This is a genomic window from Pseudoalteromonas piscicida (assembly GCF_002208135.1).
In the GTDB taxonomy this organism is placed as follows: domain Bacteria; phylum Pseudomonadota; class Gammaproteobacteria; order Enterobacterales; family Alteromonadaceae; genus Pseudoalteromonas; species Pseudoalteromonas piscicida_A.
The window spans coordinates 2,463,716-2,480,509 of sequence record NZ_CP021646.1; the positions used below are offsets into that span (position 1 = coordinate 2,463,716).

The following is a 16,794-nucleotide window of genomic DNA, read 5'->3' on the forward strand; positions in this document are numbered from 1 at the left end:
ATGTTGTCATTGCTCGCTGAACTGAAAGATCACAATCTCTCAATCTGGTTGCAAGACGGCGGACTAGAGCTGTCATTTGGCGCGCAAGCGCCAGATGCTGCACTTGTTGCAAAGTTAAAGTCAAATAAAACGCAGCTAATGGATTACCTTGAAGCAAAAGCCATTTTTTCAAAGGATGCGTTTAATACACTGCCAGAATTAAACCGCCATCCGCTTTCGTTTGCGCAAGAGCGTTTATTATTTATCGAACGGTTAGAAAATGGCACCAACGCTTATCATATTCCGTTTTTGGTTAAACTCTCTGAGCACACCGAGCTTACGCGATTAACACAAGCACTGAATATCGTGTTAGATAGGCACGAAGTGCTTCGCAGTGTCTATCGTCAAGACGATCAAGGCCACGACTATCAAGAAGTGTTGAACGCCAGTATTGAAATTGAACCGAGCGCGGTCGCTGACTTAGCAGCGCTTAATACGGCTGTTAAACAAGCGATTAGTACACCATTTGACTTAGCCAATGAGCCTATGTTCAAGGTTTGCTGTTGGACAGTAGGCGCTGAACGTTACGTGCTATTCATGTGGCACCATATTGCGTTTGACGGCTGGTCCACCGAAATCTTTATGCGTGAGCTACACCAAGCCTATTTTATGCTGGCTTCAGGCAAAACGCCTGAGCTACCAGCGCTTGAGTTACAGTACCAAGATTACGCAAAATGGCAGCGCGAGTACCTCAGCGGCGATACCTTAACTAAGCTTTTAGACCACTGGACTGATGCACTTGCAGGCGCTGAGCAGCTTGAATTACATTCGCCACTACCAAGACCAAATGAATATCAATATCACGGTGCCGACCACCGTATTCATTTGGGTCGGGAACGAAGCGAAGCCCTAAAGGCCATAGCCAAAACGCAACAAACTAGTCTTTATGTAGTACTGCTCAGCAGCTGGGCATTAACATTACAAGCAACCAGCGGTCAGTCAGATTTAGTCATCGGTACGCCGTCTGACAACCGTCATCTGAGCCAAACGCAAAACCTTATTGGCTTTTTGGTCAATAGCTTAGCCCTGCCAGTTCATATTGATAACACACTGGACTTTAATGCCTTAATCCAACAAGTGCACCAGACCCTAAAAGCGGCAAAGGCGCACCAAGACCTGCCATTTGATAAATTGGTCGACGCCCTAAAATTACAACGGGATCCGTCTCGCCATCCGCTATTTCAGATGATGTTTGCGCTTGAGCAATTTAAAAATAATAGCGACAACAGCAGCCAACAGCTATTTATGCCTGTGGATGAATCACAAGTAAAAGCGCTACATAAAGTGGCTAAGTTCGACATCAGTTTACTGCTACAAAATGGCGATGAAGAAGTATTTGGTGATATTAACTACGCCACTGCGCTATTCCCAAGTGACTGGATCGCAACTCTTGCTGAGCGCTTTATTAATATTATCGATCAGGTGATCGGCAGAGCCGCACAGCCACTTGCAAAAATAGCCCTACAAAATAGAACTGAGACTGACACACTCCGTGCTTGGCATGACAACGCGGAGTCGTTTGCCACCGATAAAGATTTGGCCAGCTTAGTGGAGCAACACGCCGCTAACACCCCTGAGCAGACGGCCATGTTAACCAGCAGCGGTGAGGCACTGTCTTATGCCGAAGTGAACGGTAAAGCCAATGCCCTTGCGAAACAAATCATTGCGCAGCACCCGAAAGCCCAAGCAGGCCTATTGCCTGCTGATACCCCTATCGCACTCTACTTTTCTCGCAGTAGCGAGATGCTTATTGCTATTTTGGCCGTGCTCAAAGCCGGTGGTGCCTATGTGCCTGTTTCACCGGATTATCCCGAAGCTCGGGTTGAATTTATTTTAACCGACACCAACACCGACTTAGTGCTAACGCAGGAGAGCCACTTGCCGTCACTTAAGCCTGTGCTTGGAAAAGCCACAGCGCTCGGCGTAAACACCCGTGCGCTGGCGGTGGAGCACGAGAACCCAGTGCGCCCAACGGCGTTGGCTAACTTAGCTTATATCATCTACACCTCAGGGACAACCGGACAACCAAAAGGCGTGATGCTCACTCAGCACAATGTGCTTTACTACCTTCACGCCATAACCTGCCAGTTAGGTGACAAGTATCGTAATATCGACTTTTCTTCTAACTACTGTTTTGACCTGTCGGTGACGACCACCTTATGCCCGCTCCTTGCTGGACAAACGGTATGTGTCTATGAAGGCGATATTCTTGATGCCGCCGCTTTTAGAGCTCACCTAAGTGCCGCGAATGTTGGCTTTGTAAAAACCACACCGAGCCTTGCCATGGCGCTCTTGCCTGACAGCGATGCACAAGTCGATGCCCTCATGCTCGGCGGTGAAGCGCTGACTGAGCAAGCCATTGCCGCATTAAGCGACCATGTGAACGCTATTTTCGATGAATATGGCCCAACGGAAGCCACGGTCGGCGCGATGCTAGCACAGGCCTACCCGCGTCTTCATCAAGGCATAGGTAAAGCCTACCCTAATGTTAATCTTCATGTGTTATCTGAGTCGCTCCAGCCCATGCCCATTGGTGCGCCGGGTGAGTTATATATTTCAGGCCTTGGGGTTGCTCGCGGTTACTTAAACCGCCCTGAACTTAATGCTGAGCGCTTTATTGATAATCCATTTAGTCACGACCCCGCCCATAGCAAGCTGTACAAAACCGGTGACCTTGCCCGTTTCCTAGACAGCGGCGACTTGGTGTATCTCGGTCGTAACGATGAGCAGGTGAAAATTCGTGGCTATCGTGTCGAATTAGGCGAGATTGCGGCAGCCATTATCGACCAGCAAGGCGTACAAAACGCGGTAGTGATTGATGTGCCTGCACCGCAAGGCAAAGCATTAGCCGCCTACCTTGTTGCAGAGCCCACTCTCGAACTCACTGAGTTAAAACTCGCACTGAGTGCCGCTTTACCTGAATACATGGTGCCCAGTCACTTTACCCTAATCGAGCATATTCCACTCACGGGCAACGGTAAACTTGACCGCAAGGCTCTACCCACGCCAGAGCTTCAAGCCGACAACCTCTATGTGGCACCGCGTAATGACTTAGAGACCCAGCTTTGTGAGATCTGGCAACAGGTACTTGGCCTTGAGCAAGTGGGCATTGAAGATAACTTCTTCCAAATCGGCGGCGATTCCATTGTCAGTATTCAGCTGGTTTCACGCTTAAGAGAAGCAGGATTAACGGTACAAGTTAAAGAGATATTTGCCGCCCCAACTCCCGCGCGGCTGGCAAAACTTATCAATGCTAACGGCGACAAGAAGATTACTATAAAAGCGGAGCAAGGCCAGCTTGAAGGCGAGTTTGATTTACTTCCTATCCAACAGTGGTTCTTCGCAAATCAGTTTGCTAACCCCGCACACTTTGCCCAAACTTTCGCTACTGTGATGCCAAGTACAATCAGTGATGAGCGATTAGTTGCGCTATTGTCCGAGCTTGCCGAGCAACATGATGTGCTTCGACTTGTTTTCAATCAAAAGACAGCGCACATTACCCAGCAGTATCAACAAAATAGCTCCATGGCGCCGTTAGTTAAGCTCGATGCAGATACACTCAGTGACGATGCGCTTACCAAGCAATTAACCGCCTTGCAGTCACAGTTTAATTTCAATGCTGGCCCATTATGGCAGGCGATCCGCGTCAAGCGCCAAAGCCAAGACATATTGGTACTGGCCTTCCACCACCTGATCATTGACTTTGTCTCTTGGCGGATCTTAATTGAAGATTTAAATAGCCTTTATCAAGGCAAAGAATTGGCTGAAAAAACCTCAAGCTATCGTCAATGGGTTGAGACCTTAACCCAATATGCAAATGCCCAAGCGGCGCAAATCGATTACTGGCAGGAAGTACTTGATACTTGCCAAACACATTTAACAGCAAAGAACACACCGATAAATCAAGTGATTAAGCTCGACTCTGCATTTACACAAGCGCTGCTATTTGATGCTAATCAGGGATATCATACCGAGCCTCGAGACCTTATTATCGCCGCACTTTCACTAACTCTGGCCCATATCACCGGCAGTAACGATCAGGTTATTACACTTGAAGGGCACGGTCGTGAACACCTCGCTGAAGATATAGATCATTCACGCACCGTGGGCTGGTTTACGTCATTATATCCACTGGCACTCCATGCGGGTTCTAGTCTCGAAAGCGCTATCGTCAATGCCAAAGAGCAGCTGCGTAAATTGCCAAACAATGGCGTTGGTTTTGGTCAATTCTATTTTTCCAAACAAGTGACGGGGACTTTACCAACCGTTGCATTCAACTATTTAGGCCAAATCGGTGGCACAAAGACGCAGCAACCCAGTGGTGACTTCTACTTAACTGAAGCCATTACAGGTCAACCAGTTGCAAGCGAAAATAACGGCCATTACGTTCTTGATATCAACGCGGCTATTATTCATGGTCAGCTTGTATTAAATTGCACCACAGCGTTGTCTGAAACCGAATTCGACCGATTCCAAAGCCAGTTCACAGCCAGTCTACAAGCAGTGCTCGACACGGCATTGCATACCAAATCACAAGGCGCCAAACAAACGCCAAGCGACTATAACCTGACGGGCGTCAGCTTCACTCACTTAGATGCATTGCGTACACGCTATGACCTAGCCGCGGTTTATCCCGCAACAAACTTGCAGCAAGGCTTTATCTTCCACCAGCTCAATAGCCCAGAAGATACCGCGTATCGCGTGCAGTCACAGATGCAGTATTTCGATAAAATTGACACGATGCTTTACTGTCGTGCATGGCAATTAACCTCGCTGCAATATCCAGCGCTGCGCTGTGCCTTTGATGTTGAAGAAACCATGCTACAACTTATCGTTAATCACACCAGTGTTGATGAAGATAACTTTAGCGTGATTGATATGAGTCAATATTCGCAGGACGAGCAAGAGCAGCGCATCACGGCGCTCGCACACGAGACGCTCAACCAGCCATTTAATTTTGCAAGACCTGGGTTATTTACACTGCATTTGGTAAAACGCGATGAAGCGCATTATCACCTAATAAAAACTGAGCATCACAGCATTTGTGATGGCTGGAGTGGCCCGCTAGTTATGCAGTCCGTTCACCAAAACTATGCACAACTACTACAAGGTCGTGAGCCTGTTTTACAAGTCGATAACGCCTATTTAGACGCTCACGCTTACCTAAGAGATAATCAGGCCGCCACCAAAGCCTTTTGGCAATATCATGTCGCTGATTTATCACAGGCAAACGATCTTAACACCCTGTTTAGTCACTCTACAGATTTAGAAACGCGCCGTCATAATCATGATCCGCAGGCGCTACATTGTGCACTGTCCAGCGAGACGTTAGGTAAGTTGCAGCAAGTATGTCAGCAACATTCTGTCACCCTCAATGCAGCGGTCCAATTTGCCTGGCATAAACTAATTCAAATCTATACTCGCGACGAATTTACTTTAGTAGGTACAACTATCGCAGGTCGTGACTTACCAATTGACGGCATAGAGCAAAGTGTTGGTGCTTACATCAATACGCTACCGCTTTATCTTGATTGGCCTACAGATGCTACCATCGCGCAGCAACTCGAGAAGATCCAAACGGCCATTTTGGACCTAAATAGCCATGCGAATGTGTCACTCGCGTCACTGCAACAAGGTGGTAATCGGCTATTCCAAAGCCTAGTCGTTTTCGAAAACTACCCTAGCCTTGAAAATGAACAAGCAGAGGCACAACAAGCTCGCTGGCAGTTTGACGCAGCACCAGAGCAAGTTGAATACCCACTTGCATTGATAGCAAAAGAGCAAGGAGAGCTGCAACTTGAGCTGATGTACGACGCCAGCTTGCTTTCGCCTGCACGTGCCGCACAACTGCAATCTCAACTGCTACTTATCCTTGAGCAAATCGCTGACAATACTCTCTTACCGCATAACCACATTGAAATTGCCAATACAGTGGAAAAGGCCCGTATTCTCAACGAGTGGAATAAAACCGAGCGCAAGTCATGTGGCTTTGAGAACTTCAACGACTTATTTAGTGAAAAAGTCGCCGTATCCCCTGATGCAACCGCGGTGGTTTGGCAAGACAAAGCACTAAGCTATCAAGCTCTCAACCGCCAGGCTTGCCAACTTGCCCAGCAATTATTGGTGATTAAGGCTGAGATTTACGGCAACGAGTATCAAGGTGATTTCCCAGTCTTATTGCTGCATGAAAAACAGTTGGATTCTATCGTTGCGATCCTCGCTATTCTTAAAGCAGGCGGTGGTTATGTTCCTGTATCACCGGAGTTTCCTGACTCAAGGATTGAATATATTGCCAAGGACTGTGGTGCGAAAATCGTGGTCACCCAATCGGGATTAATGGATAGAGTTGAGAGTACAACACTTGCCTCACTGACACATGTACTCAGCGATACACCAATGGAGGAAACAAGCTCAGACCAAGCGGTATCGGTGAGCCCGTCTGATTTGGCTTATATTATCTATACCTCAGGCACCACAGGTAGCCCTAAAGGCGTAGAAATCAACCATGAGGCACTATTAAACTATGCCACGGACGACCACTTTATCGACCCCACACAACTGAGCAAAGTACTTAGCTTATCAAGTATTAGCTTCGACGCGTTTATTTTTGACTGCTTTGTCACACTCAGTAACGGCGCAGCGCTACACCTGATAGATAAACAGACTCAACTGGATCCAGAACGACTGATTGAGTACTGCCAAGCACAGCAGATTGATACGTGTTTTGTAACCACTGCGCTATTTAATCGTTTAGCTAGTGAAGACTTCTTCTTACACGCCGGACTTAAACAGATTAATTTTGGTGGAGAGGCGGTCGACTTAGCTATGGTTGAGCGAGTTAAGCATCAAGCGCCAGAGCTGATGCTGTACCACGCCTATGGCCCAACAGAGACCACCGTTTATGCGACTTGCTGCTTGCTCAATGATGTAAATCACGGCGCTCCAATTGGCCGCGCCATTGCCAATAAAGCTGCTTACGTGTTGTCGCCTGCTGGCAAAATACTTCCACCGGGCGTGGCGGGAGAGCTTTATATTGGCGGCGCAGGTATGGCAAGACGCTATTTACACCGTCCAGATTTAACCGAACAAGCATTCTTAGTTAATCCATTCGCATCGGATAGGTATCTCAAAGGCGGTTGGAACAAAATGTATAAAACGGGAGATTTGGTTAAATGGCGTGAAGATGGCTTATTAGAGTATGTGGGTCGTAATGATTTTCAGGTGAAAATTCGTGGTTACCGCATCGAACTTGGCGAGATTGAAACTGCGATTAAGCAACAACCGCAAATTCATACTGCTTTTGTAAAAGTAAACGAACAGGACGGTATCAAACGTATCGTGGCCTATTTGGTCTTAGCAACTCCTGAGTCATTCGATGAAGTAAAGCTCAAGCAAACACTCTCACAAATGCTACCGAGTTATATGTTGCCAAGTGCCTACGTAACGTTAGACTCCCTACCCGTCACGGTAAATGGCAAGATTGATGCCCGAGCACTGCCACAGCCCGATTTTAGCCAGACTGAGGTTCACCATTCGCCAAACACAGAGCAGCAACGACACATCGCTAAAATCTGGTGCGCTGTATTGGGGATTAAGCAGGTTGGTTTGGAAGATAACTTCTTCCATATTGGTGGTGACTCAATTATGAGCATTCAGCTCATGTCGGCTCTCAAACGTGCTGGCTATTCGCTGTCGACCAAAGACATATTTACGTATCCAACCCTAGTAGCGCTTTGTGCATTTTTGGCAAGTAATGAACAGGTAGAAATCGAGGCAGAGCAAGGTGAGCTCAGCGGAGAAATCCGCTTATTACCTATCCAGCAATGGTTCCTCAACTCCCATTACCGTCATAAAGCGCATTTTAATCAGTCGGTCATGCTCGCACTTCCGCACAATACTGCACTTGATACTTTAGAGAACGCACTTGCACAGCTGCATCAACAACATGACATGTTGCGCGCTCAGTTTAGCAAAACCGAGACTTGGCAATCCCAATACCAAAGTATTGTAGCGTGTCCAACACCAAAGCTTATCCATTTGGACACCTCAGGGCTTGATGAGCAGCAAACCGGACTGATGCTAAGTGAAATACACGCCCGTTTTGAACTCGGCTCAGGTGCTTTGTGGCAACCGGTTTTACTCAGCGATGATACGCCGCTAACTAGGCTTGTACTTATCGTTCATCACCTTGTTATTGATGGTGTTTCGTGGCGTATTTTGGTCGAAGACTTAAGCCGCTTGCTACAAGGCGACACCTTAAGCGACAAAACCAGCAGTTATCGCCAATGGTCAGACGTTGTGGCCCTGCATCCTTTTGAACAACAAATACCGTATTGGCAAAAAGTGTTAAGCACACAGCAAAACGTGCCTTACGGTAAATCACAACAGCGTCTTACGCATCAATTTGATACTCAGCTTACTGAGCAATTGCTACGCCTTGCTCCTGCTGGATTTAACACAGAAATCAATGACCTCCTAATGAGTGCGTTTACTCGGGCTTGGTGCAATACCTTTGCTACAAACTATTGCCACCTCACGTTAGAAGGCCACGGCCGAGAACATCTGAGTGACCATATTGATACCTCAAGAACACTAGGCTGGTTTACTAGCATGTTTCCGGTTGCCCTGAAAAATGACACGGATTTATCGACGCTGATTATTCAAAGCAAAGAAACGCTTCGTGCCATTCCAGATAAAGGGTTGGGCTTCAGCGAATTGGTCAGACGTGGGGAATTTTCCTTCAATCAACTACCTAAAGTTAGCTTTAATTACTTGGGACAACTTGATAGCAACAATGATGCACAAGATCAGGACATACGAATGCTAAATGCACACTCAGGCGATGCCAGCAGCAAGGATAATCAGGACGAAATGGCACTCATTGTTAACGCCGAAGTGCGTCAAATGAAACTGCAAGTGAGCATTGCAAGTCAGTTAGATGAGACGCAAACCACCGCATTCATAGAGCAGTTCGATGCTGCCCTTCGAGCCGTCGTTTCACATTCAATTACAGCCGCAAATCCCCAAGGCATAAAAACCCTAAGCGATATTGAGATCGGCGTATTGGTGAATGAAGCCGATGCTCCTATTGAATGGTTTTTCTTCCCTCCGGGTGGCGGTGGTGCTGAGAGTTACTTGCAATCCATTGCTCCCAAGATTTCCGCGCCTTGTTATTGCTTCAATAACATCTATGCCGCACAGGAAAAACCAAAGGGTTCGCTCGCCTATGACTATTACCAGTTCCAAACATTAGCGTTGCAGTATGCTATTCATCTTAAAAAGCTAAAGCCTAGTGGTCCTTATCGGATTTTTGGTTGGAGTTTTGGCGCAACGCTGGCACTTGAGGTTGCCAAACTGCTGCAAAATGAGGGGGACACAGTCGAACATCTGGTGTTCGTCGACCCTTGTTTTGACTATGCCGCGATGCATGATGAAGTTTTTGCTCTACACCCTGAGTTCAGTCATCTTGAGCCCGATAGAATTAATTACAACTATCAAAATGATCCGACATTTTCTAGCACTGCAAAAGTGACGCTGTTTAGTGCTGGTTGTGCGGTTGAAGTGGCTCAGTCAGATAACCCAGAGTTGCAACTTTCTAGTCATATAATCAACCGCTACCTTGATAAGAATCAAAATCTTATAGAGGAAGTAATGCAACCCAATCAGGTTCAAGTGTTCACCATGAAAGGATCGCATAACAGCTGGGTAAAAACACCGAGTGACTTAATAAAAGTGTCAGAAATAATGAACACTCTTTAACATTTTATTCGTTAATATAATGTTAAATTAGATTTCTAGAGTGAGGCATTAAAAGGGGTCTCCCTCCTTCACTCTAGAGTTAATTAATTGCCACATTTTCTCACAATATATGATTAAGGAATTACAAAATGGCTAAGGAAAATGTAGATGTACTAATTATCGGCGCTGGACCTGCAGGGACAATGACTGCTGCAAAGCTAATTCAAGCAGGATTAACCGTGAAGATCGTTGAACGTAGCCACTTTCCACGCTATGTCATCGGTGAAAGTCTTCTACCACAAAGTATGCAGCATCTGGAAGATGCTGGATTTATGGATGCGTTAGTTGCACGCAATTACCAAAAGAAAATCGGTGCTAATTTTAAACAAGATGACTTCCAAGAGTTTTTCGATTTCTCTAAAAATTACACTGATGGATGGACATGGACATGGCAAGTACCAAGAGATGACTTTGACACTGTACTGGCTGAAGAAGTGCAAAAAATGGGTGCCCCTATCGAATTTGGCACTTCCGTAGTCGACGCCAACATGGATCTAGAAGAGCCTATCATTAAGGTTGTCAATGAGGCTGGTGACGAGCACGAAATACAAGCTAAATTTGTTGTAGACTCAAGCGGTTATGGACGAGTATTGGCAAACCTGCTTGATTTAAATGAACCCTCTTCAGCACCGACTCGCGCAACTTTATTTGCGCAATTTAAACCAGCTGATGGCATGGAGACTGGAGCTGAAAACAACAAAGTAACGATTCTGGTTCACGAAGAAGATGTATGGGTGTGGTTAATACCTTTCTCTGATGGTCGTGTTTCAGTTGGTTTTGTTGGTAACCCTGAGTATTTAGAAAGTGCAGAGGGTGATGCTAGAGCACGCTTTTTAACCTACCTTGCTCGCGATCAACATGCGTCAGCCATGCTAGAAGGAATGGCGCTGTGTATGGAACCAAAGGAGATCAAAGGATACTCCAAAGGTATTAAACAACTGTTCGGCAAAAACTTTGTGCTAACCGGTAACGCCAGTGAATTTATAGACCCTGTATTTTCAGCTGGAGTTATGTTTGCGATTGAGTCAGGCGCGCGCGCTGCTGATCTGATTGTCGCTCAGTTAAATGGCGAGGAAGCAGATTGGCAGCAAGAATATGAAGCGCATATGCTTAAGGGGATTGCGGTCATGCGTACCTATATCGAAGGCTGGTACGACGGTCGTTTGCGCCGCCTATTTTTCTCAAACAACAAGCCTGAAAAAATTAAGAGCCAAATCACTTCTGTGCTTGCGGGTTATGTATGGGATGAGACTAACCCATTTGTAAACCGCAGCGAGAAAACCCTGAACCTGCTATCTGAACTCCATAATAACCCTGAAATGGCGTGATTTTAGCTTTTTAGACTGGCGTGGGAATCGCTTCTCATGCCACATAATATACTAACAAAGATGCGTTTCAGTAGTAGTGAGAGTAGTTGTGCGATGCCTATCGTTTCCCTAATTGTCGATTAAACAAAGTGGGGAATTTTGCTGTAGGCCGACCATAGATGTGGCACTTGGCGCTTTAAAGGACTTAGACAATGAAAACTAACTTTGTATACACTGCTGCACTTTCAGCGTTATTAACAGGCGCTGCAATTGCAACTCCCGCACAGGCCGCAGAATATAAAACAATTCTAATTCATGGCTTTCAAGCGGACCAACTAAACCGCCCTAACAGCACCAATGTCGAGCTTGAGGGTGAAGAATATTGGTCATCTTTTTGGGTAAACCATGCTGATGAACGTATTGATTGGCCTTCGTATGAACGCTTGCAAGGTAAAATCGCAACCGATTATATTTGGCCAAAGCTAAAAGCATTTGCAGAAAATGGCACATGTAACCCTGGCTGTATCTTTGTTACCCACTCAACGGGTGATTTGGTCGCGCGCTATATCTTAGATAACCAAGCAACTTGGCTTGAAAATGCGGGCCTTCAACCACTCAATATCGTTGCAACTTTTGACCTTGCAGGTGCAGGTGGCGGTAGTGAGCTTGCAGACACTGCTATCAACGCGGCGACTTCTGGTGGTGTAGTAGGTGAACTGACTCGCCAAGCAGTTGAGGCATGGCTTGGCAGCATGCCTGAAGAGTTTGGTATCATGTGGGACTTAAAAGTAAATAACGCACGACAAGTTGCTCAGTATCCAAGTGACAACGCACCTCGCCTGCGTTTCGTTGCTGATGCAAGCGACTACTACGGCCTTACGTCTGGTTTCTTACCAGGTAATGATGATGGCGTTGTGTCAACACACTCTTCTTGTGGTGCATCGACAAAAGGTGACTTTGGTAGCTGTAGTACAAGCGTTGCTATCAACGGTCAGTTAGCCTCTCAAGGTGATGCAGTAACTAGCTTTATGCCATATCACTACCCACTGCTGATGAGCGCTGAATACAGCCACGGTAACCTGCCTGATGCTGGATACCAAGGTAAAGTAACAGCGGCTCGTACTCAGTTTAACGCGGGTTATAAAACGATTAGCTACAACACCTATGAAGAAACAACGGGTAGCTGGTTTTGGAAAAAGACTTACCGTTATGTTAGCGAGTCTAATTCGCAAAGTTTTTCACAGTTAATACTAAACTCACTATAACTTAACGGTTATTTTGCTGATTTCTATATCCAAGGAACTGCGACAAGCAGTTCCTTATTTAAACTGAGTACTGCTATGAAAAAGTTTTTGTTGATTAGTGTCATTCTTATTGTGGTCTGTATCACTGCAGGATATTTTGCCTCGCAGCGCCAAGCTCTGCCCTCCCCTGAGTTAGCAGCAACCCCACAAGTCACTCCACCTATTTTGACACCAACAACAACGCCACCCATCACACCTAAAACGGTGATAGCACAAAAACAATCACTGATTGAATCGCTACCACTGGCACAAGCTGCGCAAACAGCTGCGGCACACTATGAGTATAGTATTTCTCTACCTCCTTATTCACAACCCCTTGGCAAAGGTGATTTTGACAGGCTCAATCCAAATCATTTTTATGCCGTCGAAATGCCAATTGAAGAAAACAACGAACAAGTGTCTTTGTCGCTGAATCAATATCGCTTTGTGCACCCCGCTACTATCGAGGTAAGTTTATCTGGTAGCCAGTTTTCGAATGCAACCGCAACGATACTTGACCCTACATCACAGCAAACCTTATCCACCACCCGCCTCAAAGAGTCTGATGGTATTTGGCTTGGTGCAGTCGATGGCGAGACAACATGGCCTCAAGAGCTGAATGTCGTCGTGCGTGCTAAGCCAAGCTCGGCTAAGGCTGTTGCATTAACGGCAAGTATCCGCTATTACCAACCCAGCGCCACACTGCTCGCCATTGCCAAACCTTACCCCGAGCAAGCGGACCTGATAATTCCATTGCAACTTGAAGTAAAGCAAAGTGGTACTTATCGTATCCGTGCAAACCTATTTACTCCCGATGGCACACCGATCAGTCATTTGGTTGAAAAACAAAAACTAAGCGAAGGGAAACAGGTATTCAACTTAAAAGCACATCAGTCGGTGCTTGCCCCTTTTTCAGCAAAGTCCGGCCCATCCCAGTTTACGTTAAAGACATTTGTGATTGAGAGAATGTCGCCAATGCCAGGGGAGCTTGCGCAGTTTGGTGATAGCAAAATAACTGAATACCACATCACTGACTTCTACTTTGACGCACTAGAGAAGCGCCCATATCAGCCCTCGGCTGCCGAGCGTCAACGCCTGGGTTACTTGCAAAAAATGGCGGGAAAGTAAAGCAACTAAGCTTTGCTTTGGATAATTAGGGCCTGTTGACCTTTGCTGTTTGACTTTTGTTCCCCTGAGTGTGTTTTGGTCGCGACGCTCGACTTGCCGCCTAGTAATCTAGGCAAAAGTTGAGCAACAATGAACAAAGCGCACTCAGGTGAACCCAAAGGGCAGCGTTTGATTGGCATTTCTTCTGTGTTGCCCCACAAGGATGTGGGGTAAGGTGACTTTGCAGGAGCACAAAGTCTTTATCGCCTAACTTACATAGAATAACTATGCTACGCAGGCTCTGCCTTGTATAAATACCAGTCAAACTGCTGCAAAAACAAACTTGAAAGATCAACAGACCCTAACATAAATACAAGCGGTGACCCTTTTTAGGTCACCGAGTTAGCTAAGCTATATCGCTTCAGCCGTCGTCTTGGGCTTCAGCTCAGCGATGCGATAAAACCCAAGTGCGGTGATAGATACTAAGGTCATGATGATAAAAAGCATCATACCGGAGTAAAAATCTAAAATAAGCCCGCCTAAAATGGGCGCTAATGCATACCCTAATGAACATAAGCCAGCAGCACCAAAATAGCTAGCTTTCAGATTATCTGGTGCCAACCTGTCAATATAGACATTGATGTTAGTAAACATAATTGCTTCGCTCAGACTCAGCACCATCATGGCTGCAATCCATCCCCAGATATTTTGCACATCATTCACAGCCATCATGACTTGTGAAATGATCAATATCACGCCACCCGCATAGAGCCTATTTTCAATACGCCAATTACGCATCAGATGTAGTAATGGAAACTGACAAACGATAATCACACTAGAATTAGCAATGATTAAGCTAGAAATTAGCCAAGCCAGCTCGGGGACCTCTGCACGCGTCAAATACTGCACTAAGCTAGAGTCACATTGCGCATAAACCAAATACACTAAAGTGGTAGCGATTAGCACAATTAAAAAGACTTTATCTTTTCGTAAGATCCCCAGCCACTTTGCAAACTTCGGTACCGACTGAGCAGCAGATTGTAAAACGAAAGTCTGCGCTTCAGTCAGTTTAGGTCTAAAGTAAAGCAGCGCGAACAACAAACCAATATACGAAATGCCAGTATAAATAAAGCTGAACTGCTCACCATTAAGCCCCGCCCATAGACCGTACAATGGTCCTAAAGCCGCTCCCACATTCACGAGAAAATAGAGTAAATGCAGTGCAAGTTCTCTGTCTTTTGCCTCGGCAAGCTCTTCAGTAAGTAACGCTTTACTGGGCGCATCCCAAAGCGTCCTAGGTAGACAAGCTAAAAACACTGAAGTTGCAAACAGCCACAACGACTCAGCCACAGCCAACAGTGAAAAAGAAATCACACCAACAAACACTGCCGTGTAGAGCATTTTGGTGCGACCGAAGCGGTCAGCGAGATTCCCCGTATAAAACCCCAAAAATACGGCGAAAGTCGCTGACACCGTCAGCAATAAACCGACCTCTATTGCACTCAGTCCATAATTTTCGTAAAGAATAACAGCCAAAAAAGGCCATACCATGTAGTAACTAGCGCGAACGAAAAAGTTACCAACAAGCATTACCCAAACTAAAGGTGTAAAGCGCTTTAACCGCTCAATTGCAGAGCTATTCTCCATTGATGTTCCTTGATTATTATTGATTTACGCAGAACCCTAATTCCTAAACCTTAGTTTAGGTCAAGCGTTTAACTGCATTCTATTATCTTGGAAACTGGAACTCTATAAAGAAAAAATTTCATCCTTGAAATCACAAAGGGAGATAAAACTAAATCAATGACATTAAGCGTTAAAACCGCTTAACGTAGAACACATTTAAAAAATCAAGACCGGGGTTGTGGTCGCTCAAACCAGCATTAGAATAATGCAGATATCGGATCCCCACTTTAGTGCTGGGGTTCAAGTTAACACTAAGTCCAATTCGGTCTTCAAACTGATAGTGAACACCAATGTCTTTGCCCGCAAATCGGGTATCACTGACATAGGTCATGCCAATCCCAAACTCGAAATTTACCGGCTTTCCAGCAAACTCGGTCAGTGGAACACTAAGCACGGGTGACAATGCAATAGCAAACGTCGTGTCTGAGCGTTTTGGGTTGCCGTATTCCCAATAATTGGTGCTCAGCTCAAAATAAACATAGGCACCTTCTCCAATACCATAATCCGCTAAACTATAATGCAAGGGACGATACCCAAGCCGCAGTCCTTTTACATCTCCCTCTCCCATCACATAATCAACTGCAACTTCATTAGAATATGAGTGAGTAGACACAAACAACATAAGCAAGAATAAAAATGGGCGCATAACCACTCCTCTACAACGAGAGCAATTTTACGCCGTTATTTAATTCTTTAAAGACACCAAAAAACCATATAATAATTGCCGATAAAGCACCAATATAGAACTTTAACCGGTACATCAATTTAACCAAAACCAATAACAAATTATGAGTTATACTGTTAAAAACGATCTTGAGAATGTGGTATGCAGTATATAATTGGGAGCGTTATAGGGATATTTAGTGTATTCAGTGCCTCAGCGGCAGCACCAACAAAAGTAGATATCTATACCGAGCATTTTCCTCCGTACCAGATAGAGCAAAAGAACGGCACCATTACTGGGCTTGCTACTGATATTGTGCGCCTCATCATGTGGGAAGCAGAGCTCAGCTATCAAATTTATATGTTGCCTTGGACTCGCGCAAAAGCCTTCTCCAAAAAATCCCCTTATTCATTGCTCTACTCGATCGCCAGAACAGAGCAACGTGAAGAAGACCATGTCTGGATTGCGCCACTTTGTGAGCTAAAGGTCGCGTTTTATAAGCGTGCTGATATTGCCGATCAGCAGGTGTGGGAAATATGGAAAATCAAACAACATGTTGTCGCTGTTGCGGCCGATCAACTTTCCGAAAACTATTTAAAAGCACAGGGTTTTGTCGCTGATGAAAATATGCTTTCAGTAACCAGTTTGAGCCGTGCAGGTGAGCTACTTGAAAAAGGCAGAATTGACTTTATTTTTGGTGCCGAAAATTTTGTAGATAGAATGGCTGTTAGAATGGGCTTAGTCGAGCAATGGGACAAAGTGCTAGAAATCCCAGAATTAAGTAAAACCCTCTATTTAACCGCTAACCCCAGCGCCCCTCCAGAATATATAAATCGGCTCCGCGCCGCCGCTGAACGAGTACATCAGCAGCGTAATAAGGTTGATGTTGGCTGCTCAATTGAGGAGTAAT

Annotated in this window: 7 protein-coding genes; 5 read left to right on the forward strand and 2 right to left on the reverse strand. The window is 45.6% G+C overall.

What is annotated here, in order from left to right; genetic code table 11:
* The 4 genes from B1L02_RS11465 to B1L02_RS11480 all read left to right on the forward strand — a co-directional run bounded on the left by B1L02_RS11465 (position 1) and on the right by B1L02_RS11480 (position 13,555).
* Complete coding sequence (locus tag B1L02_RS11465; RefSeq protein WP_088531116.1) at positions 1-9,798, forward strand: non-ribosomal peptide synthetase; 9,798 nt, start codon at positions 1-3, stop codon at positions 9,796-9,798.
* Positions 9,799-9,926: 128 nt separating this feature from the next.
* A complete protein-coding gene (locus B1L02_RS11470) occupies positions 9,927-11,165 on the forward strand; it encodes an NAD(P)/FAD-dependent oxidoreductase (RefSeq protein WP_088531117.1) in 1,239 nt (412 codons plus the stop codon).
* 191 nt (positions 11,166-11,356) lie between these two features.
* Positions 11,357-12,409: a hypothetical protein gene (locus B1L02_RS11475; RefSeq protein WP_088531118.1), complete on the forward strand. Its 1,053-nt coding sequence runs from the start codon at positions 11,357-11,359 to the stop codon at positions 12,407-12,409.
* A gap of 75 nt (positions 12,410-12,484) precedes the next feature.
* Positions 12,485-13,555 carry a hypothetical protein gene (locus B1L02_RS11480; protein ID WP_088531119.1) on the forward strand — a complete coding sequence of 357 codons (1,071 nt, stop codon included), beginning with the start codon at positions 12,485-12,487 and terminating at the stop codon, positions 13,553-13,555.
* A gap of 390 nt (positions 13,556-13,945) precedes the next feature.
* On the opposite strand, the gene B1L02_RS11485 is transcribed toward B1L02_RS11480, so the two are convergent.
* Both B1L02_RS11485 and B1L02_RS11490 read right to left on the reverse strand, forming a co-directional pair.
* On the reverse strand, positions 13,946-15,181 hold the full coding sequence (locus B1L02_RS11485; protein WP_088531120.1) for an MDR family MFS transporter: 1,236 nt from the start codon (positions 15,179-15,181) through the stop codon (positions 13,946-13,948).
* Positions 15,182-15,350: 169 nt separating this feature from the next.
* Positions 15,351-15,866 (reverse strand): acyloxyacyl hydrolase, encoded by a 516-nt coding sequence (locus B1L02_RS11490; protein ID WP_088531121.1) that lies wholly within the window; start codon positions 15,864-15,866, stop codon positions 15,351-15,353.
* Positions 15,867-16,046: 180 nt separating this feature from the next.
* On the opposite strand from B1L02_RS11490, the gene B1L02_RS11495 reads away from it, so the two are divergent.
* A complete protein-coding gene (locus B1L02_RS11495; RefSeq protein ID WP_088531122.1) occupies positions 16,047-16,793 on the forward strand; it encodes a substrate-binding periplasmic protein in 747 nt (248 codons plus the stop codon).
* The last annotated feature ends 1 nt before the right edge of the window (position 16,794 follow it).

Bases quoted from the DNA above. Each gene is read 5' to 3' on its own strand.
- B1L02_RS11475 (WP_088531118.1), top strand. From the start codon at position 11,357: ATGAAAACTAACTTTGTATACACTGCTGCACTTTCAGCGTTATTAACA.
- B1L02_RS11470 (WP_088531117.1), top strand. From the start codon at position 9,927: ATGGCTAAGGAAAATGTAGATGTACTAATTATCGGCGCTGGACCTGCA.
- B1L02_RS11465 (WP_088531116.1), top strand. From the start codon at position 1: ATGTTGTCATTGCTCGCTGAACTGAAAGATCACAATCTCTCAATCTGG.
- B1L02_RS11480 (WP_088531119.1), top strand. From the start codon at position 12,485: ATGAAAAAGTTTTTGTTGATTAGTGTCATTCTTATTGTGGTCTGTATC.
- B1L02_RS11490 (WP_088531121.1), bottom strand. From the start codon at position 15,866: ATGCGCCCATTTTTATTCTTGCTTATGTTGTTTGTGTCTACTCACTCA.
- B1L02_RS11485 (WP_088531120.1), bottom strand. From the start codon at position 15,181: ATGGAGAATAGCTCTGCAATTGAGCGGTTAAAGCGCTTTACACCTTTA.
- B1L02_RS11495 (WP_088531122.1), top strand. From the start codon at position 16,047: ATGCAGTATATAATTGGGAGCGTTATAGGGATATTTAGTGTATTCAGT.